A 15290-nucleotide genomic window follows, 5' to 3' on the forward strand; every position below is an offset into this window, starting at 1 on the left:
GTTGAGAATTCTCTGGTGGCGACCCGTTTAAAGTGGGCGCCGTGTAGGTATCAGGCGCGCCAGTGGCTAAACCAATACCCAACATAAAAGCTGACCGGAGCACAGACGTCATTCACCCGAGCAGCCGCAACCGAGCGCAGGGCGCTGGCAGTGTGAAGCTGTAAGAGGGTGTTGAACATGGACGTTCTCCGATGAATGCGCCGAGCTTACTCGAGGCCGGTACGCGGATTCAATCAGAAAATGCTATCGATCACCGGCGGCGTTTTCTATCGCTTGAGTGCGTCACCGGTTGTGACACACTTTATGCTTTGCTATATGCAACGTCACAAGGACGAATCATGAAGCCCCTGACCATCGCTGCTGCTCAATCGATTTCCATCGCCGGTGACCTTGCCGCAAACATTGTGTGGCATCAGCGCTTCATGCAGGTGGCCGCGGAGCAGGGCGTGCAATTGCTGGTGTTCCCTGAGCTATCGCTGACCGGGTACGAGCGTGGACTCGCGGCGCAATTGGCCATTGCGCCGCACGCCGAGGCTCTGCAGCCGCTGCGGGATTTCGCGCGGGAAGTCGGTGTGACGACTGTCGTCGGGATGCCGATTCGGCTGTCGGAGGATTCGCCAGTATTGATCGGGGCGCTGGTGTTGGGCGTCGATGGTTCGCTCGGAATCTACAGCAAGCAGCACCTGCATCCAGGCGAAGAGGTGGCATTTGCACCGGGAACCGGCGGTTCAACCCTGACCATGGGTGCCGATACGGTCGCGTTGGCGGTGTGTGCGGATTTCTCTCACGCCAGTCATGCCGCCGCGGCGGCACAGCAAGGCGCCGATCTCTATGCCGCGGGCGTACTCATCACGGAAAACGGCTACGCCCCGGATACCGCGTTGTTGCAAGGCTACGCCAGTACTCATTCGATGGCGGTCCTGATGGCCAACCATGGCGGTACGACGGGTGGCTGGGAATCGGCAGGCCGCAGCGCAATCTGGGCGTCGGACGGCTCGCTGATTGCGGCCGCACCGGGAACAGGCAACCTGATGGTCGTGGCTCGCCGCGATGCTGACAGTTGGAAGGGGCAAATAGTGGCCGTTGCGGAGGCTTGATGGCATTTGAATTACGCCCGGCGACGCTCCGGGACCTCGGCTTCGCTCGTGAACTGACCCGCAAAAATATGCTGCGCTATTACATTCAGCACGATTTGTTGTGGCAGGACGAAGGTTTCGATGTGGGCTGGGCAGGGCGCGAGAACTGGTTGATTGTGCGCGGCGAGACCTTGCTGGGCTTTTTCAGTCTGAGTCGTGATGCCAAAGCCTTGTACATCCGCGAGTTGCATGTCATCGAAGCGTTTCGAGGGCAGGGCGCCGGTTCCTGGGCGATTGATCAGGTATTCGCCATGGCGCGCAAGGAGCGGCGTCCGGCATTGCGTTTGACGGTTTTTGAAAACAACCCTGCGCAAGGGTTGTATGAGAGAAAGGGCCTGAAGGTCGTCGGTACGGACGAGTGTTTCCTGAGAATGCAGCGCGATATCGATGCCTTGCCTGGCTGAAACACGCATACGACAAGCCTTTCAAGACGTATTGAAACTTTTTATATGACGCTTGCCGCTAGGTCTGCCAGTTCCTTTTTGCTAAGGTGTCGGCAACCCAATAGGACCATATCGCGAGGTGTCTGCTTGATTAGGGTGCTAGTAGTCGATGACCATGATCTCGTTCGTACAGGCATTACACGAATGCTGGCTGACATCGATGGCCTGCAAGTAGTCGGCCAGGCTGAGTCAGGGGAAGAATCCTTGCTCAAGGCGCGTGAGTTGAAACCCGATGTGGTGCTGATGGACGTCAAGATGCCCGGTATCGGTGGTCTTGAAGCTACGCGCAAACTATTGCGCAGCCATCCGGATATCAAAGTCGTCGCGGTCACCGTGTGTGAAGAAGATCCGTTTCCTACAAGGTTGTTGCAGGCGGGTGCCGCGGGTTATCTGACCAAGGGTGCCGGGCTGCCGGAAATGGTCCAGGCCATCCGCCTGGTATTCGCCGGGCAACGCTACATCAGTCCGCAGATTGCACAGCAGCTGGCGATCAAATCCTTCCAGCCGACCAATGATTCGCCTTTCGACGCTTTGTCGGAGCGGGAAATCCAGATCGCGTTGATGATTGTCGGCTGTCAGAAAGTCCAGATCATTTCCGACAAGCTCTGCCTGTCGCCAAAAACAGTGAATACCTACCGTTACCGCATTTTCGAAAAGCTTTCGATCAGCAGCGATGTCGAGCTGACGCTGTTGGCGGTTCGTCACGGCATGGTTGATGCCAGCCTCTGAAAATGACTGAAACCTTCGATCCCAGCGCCTTTCTGTCGACAGTCAGTGGGCGTCCCGGTGTGTATCGCATGTTCGACAGCGAGGCACGCCTGCTCTACGTCGGCAAGGCCAAGAACCTCAAGAATCGTCTGTCGAGTTACTTCCGCAAATCCGGTCTTGCGCCCAAGACCGCTGCGCTGGTGGCTCGTATCGCTCAGGTCGAAACGACGATTACGGCCAATGAAACCGAAGCCTTGTTGCTTGAGCAGACGCTGATCAAGGAGTGGCGTCCGCCCTACAACATCCTGCTGCGCGACGACAAATCCTACCCCTACGTCTTTCTCTCGGATGGCCAGTTTCCACGCTTGAGCATCCATCGCGGCGCGAAAAAGGCCAAGGGCAAATATTTCGGTCCTTATCCCAGCGCCGGTGCGATTCGTGAAAGCCTGAGCCTGCTGCAGAAGACGTTTTTCGTTCGTCAGTGCGAAGACAGCTATTACAAGAACCGCACGCGTCCTTGCCTGCAATACCAGATCAAACGCTGCAAGGCGCCCTGTGTCGGGCTGGTGGAGCCCGAGGTGTATGCCGAAGATGTGCGGCACTCGGTGATGTTCCTTGAGGGGCGCAGCAATGCGCTGACGGATGAGTTGTCCGCAGGAATGGAAGAGGCGGCGATCAACCTCGAGTTCGAGCGTGCGGCCGAGTTGCGCGATCAGATTTCATTACTGCGCCGGGTTCAGGACCAGCAGAGCATGGAAGGCGGGACCGGCGATGTCGATGTGATCGCCGCGTTCGTCAATCCGGGTGGTGCCTGCGTTCATTTGATCAGTGTGCGCGGCGGGCGGGTGCTGGGGAGCAAGAACTTCTTCCCGCAGGTGGGTATTGAAGAAGACGTTTCCGAAGTCATGGCGGCGTTTCTCGGCCAGTACTTCATCAGCAGTCCCGAACGCGACTTGCCGAGCGAACTGATCGTCAACGTGGTTCACGAAGACTTTCCGACCCTGATCGCGGCCATCGAAGAGCTACGCGGTCGGGAATTGACCATCAGTTATCGGGTTCGTGGCACGCGAGCACGCTGGCAGCAGTTGGCGGTCACCAATGCCGAACAGGCACTGGGTGCACGCCTGGCCAATCGTCAACACGTTGCCGCACGTTTCGATGCGCTGGCAGAAGTGCTGAACCTGGACGAGCCACCACAGCGTCTGGAGTGTTACGACATCAGTCACTCCAGCGGCGAAGCGACCGTAGCCTCCTGCGTGGTGTTCGGCCCCGAAGGTCCGATCAAGTCCGACTACCGCCGCTACAACATTGAAGGCGTCACCCCTGGCGATGACTACGCCGCGATGCACCAGGCCCTGACTCGACGCTTCAGCAAACTGAAGGACGGGGAGGGCAAGCTACCGGACATTTTGCTGGTGGACGGTGGCAAGGGGCAGTTGTCCATGGCCCGCGACGTGCTCAATGAGCTGGCGGTGCCTGACCTGATTCTGTTGGGTGTGGCCAAGGGCGCCACGCGCAAGGCCGGTTTCGAAACCCTGTACCTGAACGATGCTGCCCACGAATTTACCTTGCGCGGCGATTCTCCCGCGCTGCATTTGATCCAGCAGATACGCGACGAAGCTCACCGTTTCGCGATTACCGGACACCGCGCACGTCGTGGGAAAACCCGTCGAACGTCTACACTTGAAGGCGTCGCCGGTGTCGGACCGACCCGCCGCCGCGATTTGTTGAAACATTTTGGTGGATTGCAGGAGCTGTCTCGTGCCAGCATCGAAGAAATCGCCAAAGCCCCCGGGATCAGTAAAAAGCTCGCAGAGTTGATTTATGCAAATCTGCACAGCGAGTAGAATGCCCCCTCACCTCGTAGCCAGTTGTGCCGATGAATATCCCTAATCTGATTACCGTACTACGCGTCCTGCTCATTCCGATCTTCATTTTACTGTTCTACCTGCCTTATCAATGGAGCTACCTGGCGTCCGCCTCGGTCTTCGCATTTGCTGCCGCCACAGACTGGCTAGATGGGTATCTGGCCCGCCGACTGGAACAAAGCACGCCGTTCGGGGCTTTTCTCGATCCGGTTGCTGACAAACTGATGGTCGCTGTTGCGCTGGTGTTGCTGGTGCAAGAACATGGCAACCTGTGGCTCACGCTGCCGGCCGCCGTGATCATCGGTCGCGAGATAGTCGTCTCGGCACTTCGCGAATGGATGGCCGAACTCGGTGCACGCGCTCACGTCGCCGTGTCGAACCTGGGCAAATGGAAAACCGCCGCGCAAATGCTAGCCTTAGTGATTCTGCTGGCGAATCCGTCGGATTTCACGTTCTGGGTGCTGGTGGGGTACGCCTTGCTGCTGATATCCGCGGGCCTGACGTTGTGGTCCATGGTCCAATATCTGCGGGCTGCCTGGCCGCATCTGAAGACCGACGTGGAAAAGAAATAAACTTTTTTGAATCAAGGTGTTGACGAGGCTTCTGGATTCTATAGAATGCGCCACACCAAGACGCGGGAATAGCTCAGTTGGTAGAGCACGACCTTGCCAAGGTCGGGGTCGCGAGTTCGAGTCTCGTTTCCCGCTCCAAATATTATTCTGCTGACTTCCATCGAAGTTTGTAGAGATTGAAACAAGAGGCTTCGGCCTCTTTTTTCGTTCCAGTAAGTTCCACACGAAACCACTACCAGCCACGATTTTTTAGTACATTTTTTAGTACATTAATCCGGCGCTTGGTAGATCACTTTTTTGTGGTACTCGCCTCACTGGAAACCGTACGAATCTCCTCCATCCAAACGAGATGGAGATTGTGCGATGGCTCTCACCGATACTGCAGTCCGGCAGGCCAAACCCCGAGCCAAGAACTACACCCTTCCTGACTACGACGGCCTCGCCCTTTTCGTGATTACGAAAGGCGCCAAGTGCTGGCACTTCCGCTTTTCCTGGGCGGATAAGCAACCCCGTATGTCTCTCGGTACCTATCCTGAAATTGGTTTGCGGGATGCACGCGCTTTGCGTGAAATTTTGCCGGGATGTTGATCGCCAGAGGTGTCGATCCGCGCATCCGTCGGCGACAAGAACGCAATGCCTCACGTCTGGCCACGGAAAACACCTTCGAAGCGGTCTATTAGCGCTGGCGCGATTTCAATGCATTGAGTTTGGCAGGTGCACGAGTAGGCATTACGCTTGATCGTCGCTATCGACCCAAAGCACCCAGACCTGACGGTCAAAAATGGCAAGAAGCGAACGGTCTGATTATTAAAAAAAAATCTGTCACCATTCCTCCCACGTTTGATCGTATTTCCACTGCGTCAGCGCCAGCCGCACCTTGGGCTGAACACCACGCATAAAATGTTTTGGCAGTTCCTATCTGATTTACAATGCCCTCCCTTTGACGGAGGCCAGCCTTTCGTGGATGTTCTATCACTTATCTATGACTACCTGAATGAGTTGGTGATTCAGCCTGTCACCGACCAGTTTTTCGGCATTTTCGATCTGAACGGCCGCTTCGGTGTACTGTTTCTCTTCACGTCCTACAGCATCGCTTACAGCCTGTTCCGATTCAGGAAGCGTCGCGGGCTCACCGACGCGCACTCGTTCGGGCAGTTCATCGGCGGCAGTCGGGTTCACTTCCATCGCTCGGCGTTGCTGGATTACCGGTACTATTTCGTGCGGGCTATCCTGAAAGTCGCGCTGGTGCTGCCCATCGTCGGCCTGGTAGACCCCTATATCCTACGCTCCGGGGATTACATCGCTTTTTTCACCAACCTTTGGGGCGCGCGCTCGCAACTGAGTGAGAACCTCTCGCTTTCCCTGCTCTACGGGCTGGGGGTGTTCCTTGTGAAGGATTTTACGCATTACTGGGCGCACCGGGCCTTTCATTCCCGATGGCTTTGGGCGTTTCACAAAGTCCATCATTCGGCGCCCGTCCTGGTACCGGCGACTGCGAGCCGGGTTCACTTTGTGGAAAAAATTGTCGAAAAACTGACTTCCGCCGTCTGCCTCAGCGCCTACGCCGGTGTCTTCTGGTACGCCTGTGGCGGGGAGATCAGCCGTTACACCTTGTTTGGCGTGACCTATCTGGTGTTCATCCTCAACGGGTTTGCGGCAAACTTGCGTCACAGCCATGTCTGGCTTTCGTTCGGGCCAGCGTTCGAGCATGTGCTGAACAGCCCGGCCCAGCACCAGATTCACCACAGTGACGCGCCCCGACATTTCAACAAGAACTTCGGTACCAACCTGTCACTCTGGGACTGGATGTTCGGTACGCTTTATGTCACCACCTCGAAGCCCGAGCTCATCCGGTTCGGCACCGGGGAACAGGATCACGGCCGCTACCTGACGATCTACAGCCTGATCGTCACTCCCTTTGTGGAAACAGCCCGCAAGATCCTCCTGGCGAAACGCCCGCAGACGGCTCCGCCCGGAGCTTGCGAAACGCCCTATTCGTAATGGGTGTCTGATACACAGCTCATCGGCGCTGCGTGCTGTATCCAGCGGCCTGCTGCTGATCCTCTAGTGGGCCTATAGAGATACGCACCACGAGCAGTGAGTAAAGGTTTTCCAAACCTGTCAGGTCACAGCGGAGCAGTCGCATATCCGGCTGGGAGCGAAGCCTCAAGGCAAAGATCCAGGTCAGGCTGAATTCCGCACCCTGTAGCGATGGGGGCTGCCATTCCCTCGGCACGAAACTCAAACGCTACATGATTTAGACGCCTGAGTTAGGCGCCTTTTTTTTGTCCAAGCAGTCCATGTAACCCGTTTTGCGATGAAGTGATCGTCACATTCGCCGAGTTTTGGTGGGTTCAACAGCGAGGCGTCGGCGGCGCATCAAGCGGTAAGCTGCCGGAATGACGAACAAGGACAACAAGGGCGCGGTGATCATGCCGCCGACCATGGGCGCGGCGATACGACTCATCACTTCGCTACCGGTGCCGCTGCCCAGCAGGATGGGTAAGAGGCCGGCAATGATGACGGCCACTGTCATGGCCTTGGGTCGGACCCGCTGCACCGCGCCTTCACGAATCGCGGCGATCAACCCACGCTCAGTGTTATCACCGGCGTCTTCTCGCTCGGTCCAGGCGTTCTTCAGGTAGAGCAGCATGATCACACCAAATTCGGCAGACACACCGGCCAGGGCGATAAAACCGACGCCAGTAGCCACCGACAGGTTGAATCCCAGCAGGTAGAGGAACCACGCCCCACCTGTAAGGGCGAATGGCAAGGTGGCCATGATCAGCAAAGCCTCGTCGAATCGGGAAAACGTCAGGTACAGCAGCACGAAAATGATTAACAGCGTGGCTGGCACCACCAGCTTGAGCCGTGCGTTGGCCCGTTCAAGAAACTCGAACTGCCCTGAATAGCTCAGGCTCATTCCAGGCTGCAACTTGACCTGCTCACTGACAACCCGGCGCAGGTCGGCGACCACTGAGGCAATATCCCGGCCACGCACGTCGATATACACCCAGCCGGAAGGCCGGGCGTTCTCGCTCTTGAGCATCGGAGGGCCGTCGCTGACCTTGACCTTTGCCACAGTGCCGAGGGTGATCTGACTCCCCAAAGGGGTGTAGATCGGCAGCTGCTCCAAGGCACCGAGCGAGTCACGCCACTCACGGGGATAACGCACGTTGATGGGGAAGCGCGCGAGCCCTTCAATGGTCTCCCCAATGTTTTCACCACCGATAGCGCCGGCAACGATCGACTGCACATCGGCGATGTTCAGCCCGTAGCGGGCAGCAGCCTTGCGATCGATATCCACATCAATGTAGCGGCCACCGGTCAACCGTTCAGCCAGGGCTGAACTGACCCCGGGCACGTCCTTGGCCACGCGCTCAACCGCCTGAGTAACCGCATCGATCTGGGTCAGGTTGGTGCCGGCAACTTTCACCCCGATTGGACTCTTGATCCCGGTGGCGAGCATGTCGATGCGGTTGCGGATGGGTGGTATCCAGATATTGGTCAGCCCCGGGACTCGTACCACTCGATCCAGTTCTTCCACCAGTTTTTCCTGGGTCATCCCTGAGCGCCACTGCTCGCGTGGTTTGAACTGGATGGTGGTCTCGAACATCTCCAGCGGTGCCGGATCGGTGGCGGTTTCGGCGCGGCCAGCCTTGCCGAAGACGTGTTCGACCTCGGGGACGGTCTTGATCAGACGGTCAGTCTGTTGCAACAGCTGCGCCGCTTTCTGCGCCGACAACCCTGGCAAAGCCGAAGGCATATAGAGCAGGTCGCCCTCGTCCAGCGCAGGGAGGAACTCGCCACCCAAGCGAGAGATCGGCCATAGCGCGCTGAGAAAGATCAGTAGCGCGACCAGCAGGGTGATTTTGGGACGACGCAGCACCGCGTCGAGGGCCGGTTGATAGAGCCTGATCAACCAACGGTTCAACGGATTCTGTTGTTCATTGGGGATCCGTCCGCGAATCCAGTAACCCATCAGCACCGGCACCAGGGTCACCGACAGTCCCGCCGCCGCTGCCATGGCGTAGGTCTTGGTGAAGGCGAGGGGGCCAAACAGGCGGCCCTCTTGCGCCTCCAGGGTGAACACCGGAATGAACGACAGGGTGATGATCAACAGGCAGAAGAACAGCGCCGGCCCGACCTCGGCCGCCGCTTCGGTCATCACATGCCAGTGATGTTCGCCCTTCAGCTCTTCGCCGGGATGGGCCGCGTACCATGCCTCGACCTTTTTGTGGGCGTTCTCGATCATCACCACGGCGGCATCGACCATGGCGCCGATGGCGATGGCGATCCCGCCCAGAGACATGATGTTGGCGTTGATCCCTTGGTAGCGCATGACGATGAAGGCAATCAGTACCCCCACCGGCAGCGAGATAATGGCCACCAGGGATGAGCGCAGGTGCCAGAGGAAGATCCCACAGACCAACGCGACGACGATGAACTCCTCGATCAGTTTGTGACTGAGATTTTCTACCGCGCGGTCGATCAGCTTGCTACGGTCGTAGGTGGTGACAATTTCTACCCCGGCCGGCAGACTGCTTTTCAAGTCGTCGAGTTTGGCCTTGACCGCGGCAATGGTCTCGCGAGCGTTTTTGCCGCTGCGCAAAATCACCACGCCGCCGACGGTCTCGCCTTCGCCGTCGAGTTCGGTGATGCCGCGACGCATCTCCGGTCCCAGCTGGATAGTGGCTACATCGCCAAGATTCACCGGTACGCCAGCAGCACCAAGCTTGAGTGGAATCGCGCGAAAGTCATTCAGCGTCTTCAGGTAGCCTGAGGCGCGCACCATGAACTCGGTTTCCGCCAGCTCCAGCACAGCACCACCGGTTTCCTGATTGGCCTTGCCGATAGCTTCGGTCACCTCAGCCTGAGTAATACCCAGGCTGGCGAGTTTGAACGGATCAAGCTGGATCTGATACTGCTTGACCATGCCGCCCACGGTGGCGACTTCGGCAACGTTCGGTAGGGTCTTGAGTTCGAACTTGAGGAACCAGTCCTGCAAGGCGCGTAGTTGCGCCAGGTCGTGTCCGCCACTGCGGTCCACCAGTGCGTACTGATAGATCCAGCCCACTCCCGTGGCGTCTGGCCCCAAGGACGGTTTGGCGGAAGCCGGCAGGCGGCTTTGGACTTGACTCAAATACTCCAGCACCCGCGAGCGGGCCCAATACAAATCGGTGCCGTCTTCGAACAGCACGTACACGAAGCTGTCGCCGAAAAAGGAATAACCGCGCACGGTCTTGGCCCCCGGCACCGATAGCATGGTGGTGGCCAATGGGTAGGTCACCTGGTTCTCAACGATCTGCGGCGCTTGTCCCGGGTAAGGGGTACGGATGATCACCTGAACATCAGAGAGATCCGGAAGTGCATCGATCGGCGTACTCTGAACCGACCAGACGCCCCAGACCGTGACGAAGATCGTCGCCAGCAGCACCAGCAAGCGGTTGGCGACTGACCAGCGAATCAGGGCGGCAATCATGGCTGACCCCCGGTATTTTCCAGGCGTTCAACGCGCAACCCATCATCGGTTTGGCTCACAGAGATCCGAACCTTGTCGCCCGCCTTGAGTCCTTGCATGAGCGCCGGGTCAGCCAACGGGAAGGTCATGGTCATGCCCGGCATGCCCAGCGTCTTGAACGGCCCATGGGCGAGGGTCACGTCGTTGCTGTTGATCTCGACAACCTGGCCATCGGCCTCATGCAGGGCGAAGGCTGCGGCGGTAGGTGCTGGAACTTCCAGCGCTCTCGCGGCAATGCCCTTGAGACTGGCCTCAGAGTCGAGCAGGAACTGTCCAGAGCTGACCACCTGCTGGCCTTCTTCCAGACCTTTCAATACCACCGTTTTGCCTTCGTTTTCCTGCCCGGGTTGCACCTCTACGGGTCGGTAGCGACCCGCGTCTTCGGCGAGCATCACCAGGACGCGTCGGCCGGTGCGAATGAGCGCTTCGCTCGGTACCCACAACACGCTTTGCTCAGTCGAACGATTCAGGCGCACCTGCGCCGTCATACCGGGTCTGAGGCGTCCGTCAGGGTTGGGTAGTTCGACGCGTACGCGAATAGTGCGACTGTCCGGATTGGTTTCGGGCAGAATCGCGCTGACCGTGCCGTTGAGCACAGTCCCGGGGAAGGCAGGCAGGCGTGCTTCTACCGGTTGACCGACGACGATCGATCCAGTCTCCGACTCTGGAACGGCCACGGCCAGCCAGACGCTACTCAAACCATTGACGCGTGCCAGGGTCTCGCCGGCGGCCACCGTCATTCCCTCGCGTACATCCAACGCTTGCAGCACACCACCAATGGGACTGGTGAGGGTCAGGTTTGGCTGGACCTTGCCGCTGCGCTCTACCTGAGTAATCAGTGTCGCCGGCATTCCCGTCAGGCGCAGCCGTTGGCGTGCCGCCGCCAGCAAGTCAGCATCACCGTTACGTTTAAGTGCGAGGAATTCTTCCTGAGCAGCGGCCCACTCCGGGACCAGGATATCGGCCAACGCCGCATTCGCTTTGAGTACATCGCCTGGAGCACGGGCATACACCCGCTCCACAAAGCCAGCAGTTCGCGATTGAATCACCGCAACATCTCGCTCATTGAATGCCAGCACACCGACCACGTCCAGGCTGGAAGCAAGCATGCCGCGAGTGACTGTGGCCAGACGCAAGCCGAGATTCTGGGTCAGGCTGGGATCGATACTGATGGCCGCACTGTCCGCCGCAGCATCAGCGTATCGGGGTACCAATTCCATGTCCATGAAGGGCGATTTGCCTGGTTTATCGAACTTCTGCTGCGGGGACATCGGGTCGTACCAATACAGTATTTTGCGTTCGTCTTGTGTTTCAGGGGCCTGTTCGGCGGTAGTCTCAGACACTGCAGTCATACGCTGCTGAGCGAACCAGTAACCACCGGCGGCGCCCAGGGCAATCGAGAAGCCTGCCAGCAAAGCCCCATTCCAGATTCGAGAGCTCATTGATTGGCGTCCCCATAAGCAAAATACAAGCGAGCACTGGTGAGGGCTTGCTGTTCTTCGAAGTCGACCTGCTTGAGGCGGGTCTCGATGAGTTCGCGCCGAGCAGCGATGACCGTCGCCAAGTCACTTTTACCGGCGCGGTAACTGGCCATGCTGAGCTTGACCTTTTCCTGGGCCAGCGGTAACAGGCTGTCCTGGCTGCGGCGCACGGCACGGTTCAGACGCTCGTATTCGGCCAGGTCATCCTCCAATTGCTGGGTGTGCTCGCGTGCAAGCGCTTCGCGCTCGGCCTCCAACTGATTCAGTTCCGCATGCTTGGCGGCGATCTTCGGGTTTTGTCGGGAGTCGGGGAACAGTGGCAGGTCGAACGTGAACTGCACGCTGATCATGTCGCCGAACTGACGGCCGCGGCGCTGGTAATCAAGTTCCCAACTCCAGTCGGACTGCTTTTCCGACTCTGCTTCACGGACCTTGGCCTGCGCTTCTCGAGTCATTGGAACGAACGCCGCCAGTGCGGGGTGATGTTGCAGCTTATGCGGGTAACCCGAAGCGTCGATGGGCCACTCGGGCAAGCTGCCGACGGGCTGGTCATTGGCGGCCAGACCTATCCAGCGTCTGAGAGCTGCTCTGGCTTGTGCCCGCAAACGGATCAGGTCGTCTTGTTGTTCCGCCAACTGAGCCGCCTCCTGTTTTGGCGTTACTGCATCGGCAGGCTGACCACGGCCTCCGGCGATCTGCGCCCGGACGGTATCAGCCAAAAGACGGTTCTCCCGGTAAAAATCCTGAAACAGCGCCTCTTTACGCTCGACGGAGTAGCTGCTGATCCAGGCCAGCGCAGTGGCCTGACGAACGTTCAGTCGCTCGACACGGCTTTCGGCCGCGGCGCGATCTACGGATGCCTCGGCAACTTCGATTCGCGCCCTACGCTTGTCACGGTTGGGTACCTCCTGCATGACGCCGACCATCTGCATGGTCATGAAGTCCTGCTCGAGGCGCCAGCGGTCAGGGCCACCGATGGGGTAGTTTTGTACGCCCAGCAGTAGCTTCGGGTCGGGTAGTTCGCCGGCTGGAATGGCGGCGCTGCTGGCGGCTTGCAGTTTGGCCGCTTGGGCAGTCAGCGATGGTGCATGGGTTTCGGCAAGGCGCAAGGCTTCGTCGAGTGTCAGCGGCGCGGCAAGGGTGGGCAATGCCAGCACACTTGCCGCCAGGGCAGTCACGAGGGGCCAACCGGTGCAGTAGCACTTGGAATTCATGTTCAAGATTCCTGTGATGATCCACTGCGCGCCTCTTGGGCTCGCGCGCAGAAATGCCATCCCGCGCCAGGGCGGGAGCGGCTCAGTGTGGTACAGGAATCAAGCGCGAGGCGGTCGCCACACCCCGGACGGGGCCTGAGTAGGGAGGAGGTCGCTGAAGATTGTCAGCATCTGCGGACTGGACAAACGGGCGGCAGGTTTACCAAACGACACTTGTAGCAGACTGGCGCTCCTGCATTCCTGGCCAGGTTTGCAGGTTTTGCCGTGATCGGCGGAGTTGCTTATGTCGACGCAACAGTCCTGGCTCACATCACCCATCATGGTCATGCCCGTCGTTTGCATAGGACAAGGTTCTATCGGTGACTGAATGCCCGCCATCCCGCTCAGGGGAAGCGCCAAGCTGATCAGGAAAATGAGGCAACACCGCAGATAGCCTTTCATGCGAGGAGTCTAGTCGCTGGTAACGGGCTATACAATTACGAATCTGTCAGGTAGAACCCGCCGGATAGCCTCCTTTGCTAGATACAGGAATTCGCTAAACAGCCAAGTCCAACGCCCTGAACATAGGAAATAGTTGCAGCTCATAGCATGTCGTTCGCATCACTTCAACCGGTCCAGCGGGCCATATGTCACAGTAGCAGAAGCTTTGGGGTCCACACTGACAGCGGACATTGTCAGTCACGACGCTTTGGCTAAGCGTTCGCGCAGATGGCTAATGACGATCAGATGGACTCAGTTCCACCGGTGAACTTTACGCAAATTTTACGGGCAGCCATATTGAGTCTATTGATACTGTGCGGCGCTCATCGACCAGGCATTTTTTATGTCCATTGCAGCACTGCGGCTTATCGGGTTTATTCTGGGTGTTTTTTTGATCACGTTGGCCGTGAGCATGGTGATTCCCATGTTCACACTGGTGGTTTATGAACGCAGTGATGATCTGTCGGCGTTTCTCTGGTCGAGCCTGATCACCTTCGTCTGTGGGCTGGCGCTGATTATTCGCGGGCGTCCAGAGGTTGCCCAACTTCGTCCACGAGATATGTACCTGTTGACCACGGCCAGTTGGGTTGTCGTCTGCGCCTTTGCGGCTTTGCCGATGGTGCTCATCCATCACATCAGCTACACCGATGCGTTTTTTGAAACGATGTCCGGCATCACCACCACCGGCTCGACGATTTTGACGGGGCTGGATACCGCGTCTCCAGGATTACTGATTTGGCGCTCGATGCTGCACTGGCTCGGGGGAATTGGTTTTATCGGCATGGCCGTGGCGATTTTGCCTTTGTTGCGAGTCGGCGGCATGCGTTTGTTTCAGACAGAATCTTCAGACTGGTCAGAGAAAGTCACACCACGCTCTCATGTCGCGGCGAAATATATTCTGGTGCTCTACCTCGGGCTGACCGGGGTGGCCGCTCTGGCGCTATGGGTAGCGGGCATGACGCCTTTCGAAGCGATCAATCATGCGATGTCATTTATTTCAACGGGCGGCTTTTCAACTTCGGATGCATCCCTGGCGCACTGGCCTCAACCGGCTGTTCATTGGGTATCCGTGGTTGTCATGATTCTCGGTAGCCTGCCTTTCACCTTGTATGTCGCCACACTCCGGGGCAACAAAAGTGCGTTATTAAAAGACCACCAGGTGCGAGGGTTCATCGGGTTTCTGGTGATTACCTGGCTGCTATTTGGTACGTGGTTGTGCTTTAACAGTGACTACAGCTGGTGGGAAGCGTTTCGTATCGTGGCTGTCAATGTAACCTCTGTGGTCACCACCACGGGTTTAGCCCTCGGGGATTACACCTTATGGGGCAGCTTTTCTGTTTTGCTGTTTTTCTATTTGACCTTCGTTGGCGGCTGCTCTGGGTCTACGGCGGGGGGACTGAAGATTTTCCGCTTTCAAGTAGCCTCTTCATTGCTGATGGGCAGCCTGAAACAACTGATTCATCCTCGTGCGGTGATTCGGAAAAAATACAACGACCATCCCATCGACGAAGACATCGCACGTTCACTGTTGACCTTTTCATTCTTTTTTACCATTACCATCGGTGGCATTGCCCTGGGGTTGGCGCTTATCGGTCTTGATTGGACGACGGCCTTAAGCGGTGCGGCCACCGCAGTATGCAATGTGGGTCCCGGACTGGGCACGATCATTGGTCCAGCAGGTAACTTCTCGACCTTGCCGGATGCAGCAAAATGGCTGCTGACGGTGGGCATGCTCTTGGGTAGGCTGGAAATTCTGACCGTGCTGGTGCTGCTCACACCCGTCTTTTGGAGGTACTAATTGGGTTGGTAGGAGAGCGTTTATTCGATGCCGCGAAACACCTGGTATCGTATCCCGCTTGTTGAGCTG

The 15290-nt window shown here is 57.9% G+C and carries 12 protein-coding genes and 1 tRNA gene; 9 read left to right on the forward strand and 4 right to left on the reverse strand.

What is annotated here, in order from left to right; translation table 11 throughout:
* Nucleotides 1–338 precede the first annotated feature (338 nt).
* The 8 genes from ACYZTX_RS14975 (at nt 339) to ACYZTX_RS15010 (ending at nt 6728) form a co-directional block, all read left to right on the forward strand.
* Nucleotides 339–1097, forward strand: coding sequence for a carbon-nitrogen hydrolase family protein (locus ACYZTX_RS14975; protein WP_462034707.1), 759 nt, complete (start codon nt 339–341; stop codon nt 1095–1097).
* The gene (locus tag ACYZTX_RS14980) at nt 1097–1540 is read left to right on the forward strand and encodes a GNAT family N-acetyltransferase (RefSeq protein WP_462034708.1); all 444 of its coding nucleotides are present in this window, start codon (nt 1097–1099) and stop codon (nt 1538–1540) included. Before ACYZTX_RS14975 ends, ACYZTX_RS14980 begins: the two co-directional genes overlap by 1 nt.
* A 126-nt stretch (nt 1541–1666) precedes the next feature.
* The gene (gacA, locus tag ACYZTX_RS14985) at nt 1667–2308 is read left to right on the forward strand and encodes a response regulator transcription factor GacA (protein ID WP_008015884.1); all 642 of its coding nucleotides are present in this window, start codon (nt 1667–1669) and stop codon (nt 2306–2308) included.
* 2 nt (nt 2309–2310) lie between these two features.
* Entirely contained in the window at nt 2311–4134 is a 1824-nt protein-coding gene (uvrC, locus tag ACYZTX_RS14990) for an excinuclease ABC subunit UvrC (RefSeq protein WP_462034709.1), read from the forward strand.
* A gap of 32 nt (nt 4135–4166) precedes the next feature.
* Nucleotides 4167–4727 carry a CDP-diacylglycerol--glycerol-3-phosphate 3-phosphatidyltransferase gene (pgsA, locus tag ACYZTX_RS14995; RefSeq protein WP_017339130.1) on the forward strand — a complete coding sequence of 187 codons (561 nt, stop codon included), beginning with the start codon at nt 4167–4169 and terminating at the stop codon, nt 4725–4727.
* Nucleotides 4728–4789: 62 nt separating this feature from the next.
* Nucleotides 4790–4865, forward strand: a tRNA-Gly gene (locus tag ACYZTX_RS15000).
* A 225-nt stretch (nt 4866–5090) separates the two neighbouring features.
* The gene (locus ACYZTX_RS15005; protein WP_462034710.1) at nt 5091–5315 is read left to right on the forward strand and encodes an Arm DNA-binding domain-containing protein; all 225 of its coding nucleotides are present in this window, start codon (nt 5091–5093) and stop codon (nt 5313–5315) included.
* A 372-nt stretch (nt 5316–5687) separates the two neighbouring features.
* Nucleotides 5688–6728, forward strand: coding sequence for a sterol desaturase family protein (locus tag ACYZTX_RS15010; protein ID WP_462037048.1), 1041 nt, complete (start codon nt 5688–5690; stop codon nt 6726–6728).
* Between the two features lie 328 nt (nt 6729–7056).
* On the opposite strand, the gene ACYZTX_RS15015 is transcribed toward ACYZTX_RS15010, so the two are convergent.
* The 4 genes from ACYZTX_RS15015 to ACYZTX_RS15030 all read right to left on the reverse strand — a co-directional run bounded on the left by ACYZTX_RS15015 (nt 7057) and on the right by ACYZTX_RS15030 (nt 13384).
* Nucleotides 7057–10209, reverse strand: coding sequence for an efflux RND transporter permease subunit (locus ACYZTX_RS15015; protein WP_462034711.1), 3153 nt, complete (start codon nt 10207–10209; stop codon nt 7057–7059).
* The gene (locus ACYZTX_RS15020; RefSeq protein WP_462034712.1) at nt 10206–11690 is read right to left on the reverse strand and encodes an efflux RND transporter periplasmic adaptor subunit; all 1485 of its coding nucleotides are present in this window, start codon (nt 11688–11690) and stop codon (nt 10206–10208) included. The genes ACYZTX_RS15015 and ACYZTX_RS15020 overlap by 4 nt, the downstream gene beginning before the upstream one ends.
* A complete protein-coding gene (locus tag ACYZTX_RS15025) occupies nt 11687–12943 on the reverse strand; it encodes a TolC family protein (RefSeq protein ID WP_462034713.1) in 1257 nt (418 codons plus the stop codon). Before ACYZTX_RS15025 ends, ACYZTX_RS15020 begins: the two co-directional genes overlap by 4 nt.
* Nucleotides 12944–13042: 99 nt before the next feature.
* The gene (locus ACYZTX_RS15030; protein ID WP_462034714.1) at nt 13043–13384 is read right to left on the reverse strand and encodes a hypothetical protein; all 342 of its coding nucleotides are present in this window, start codon (nt 13382–13384) and stop codon (nt 13043–13045) included.
* A 382-nt stretch (nt 13385–13766) separates the two neighbouring features.
* On the opposite strand from ACYZTX_RS15030, the gene ACYZTX_RS15035 reads away from it, so the two are divergent.
* The gene (locus ACYZTX_RS15035) at nt 13767–15221 is read left to right on the forward strand and encodes a TrkH family potassium uptake protein (RefSeq protein WP_462034715.1); all 1455 of its coding nucleotides are present in this window, start codon (nt 13767–13769) and stop codon (nt 15219–15221) included.
* The last annotated feature ends 69 nt before the right edge of the window (nt 15222–15290 follow it).

This window comes from Pseudomonas sp. MDT1-17 (assembly GCF_054898105.1).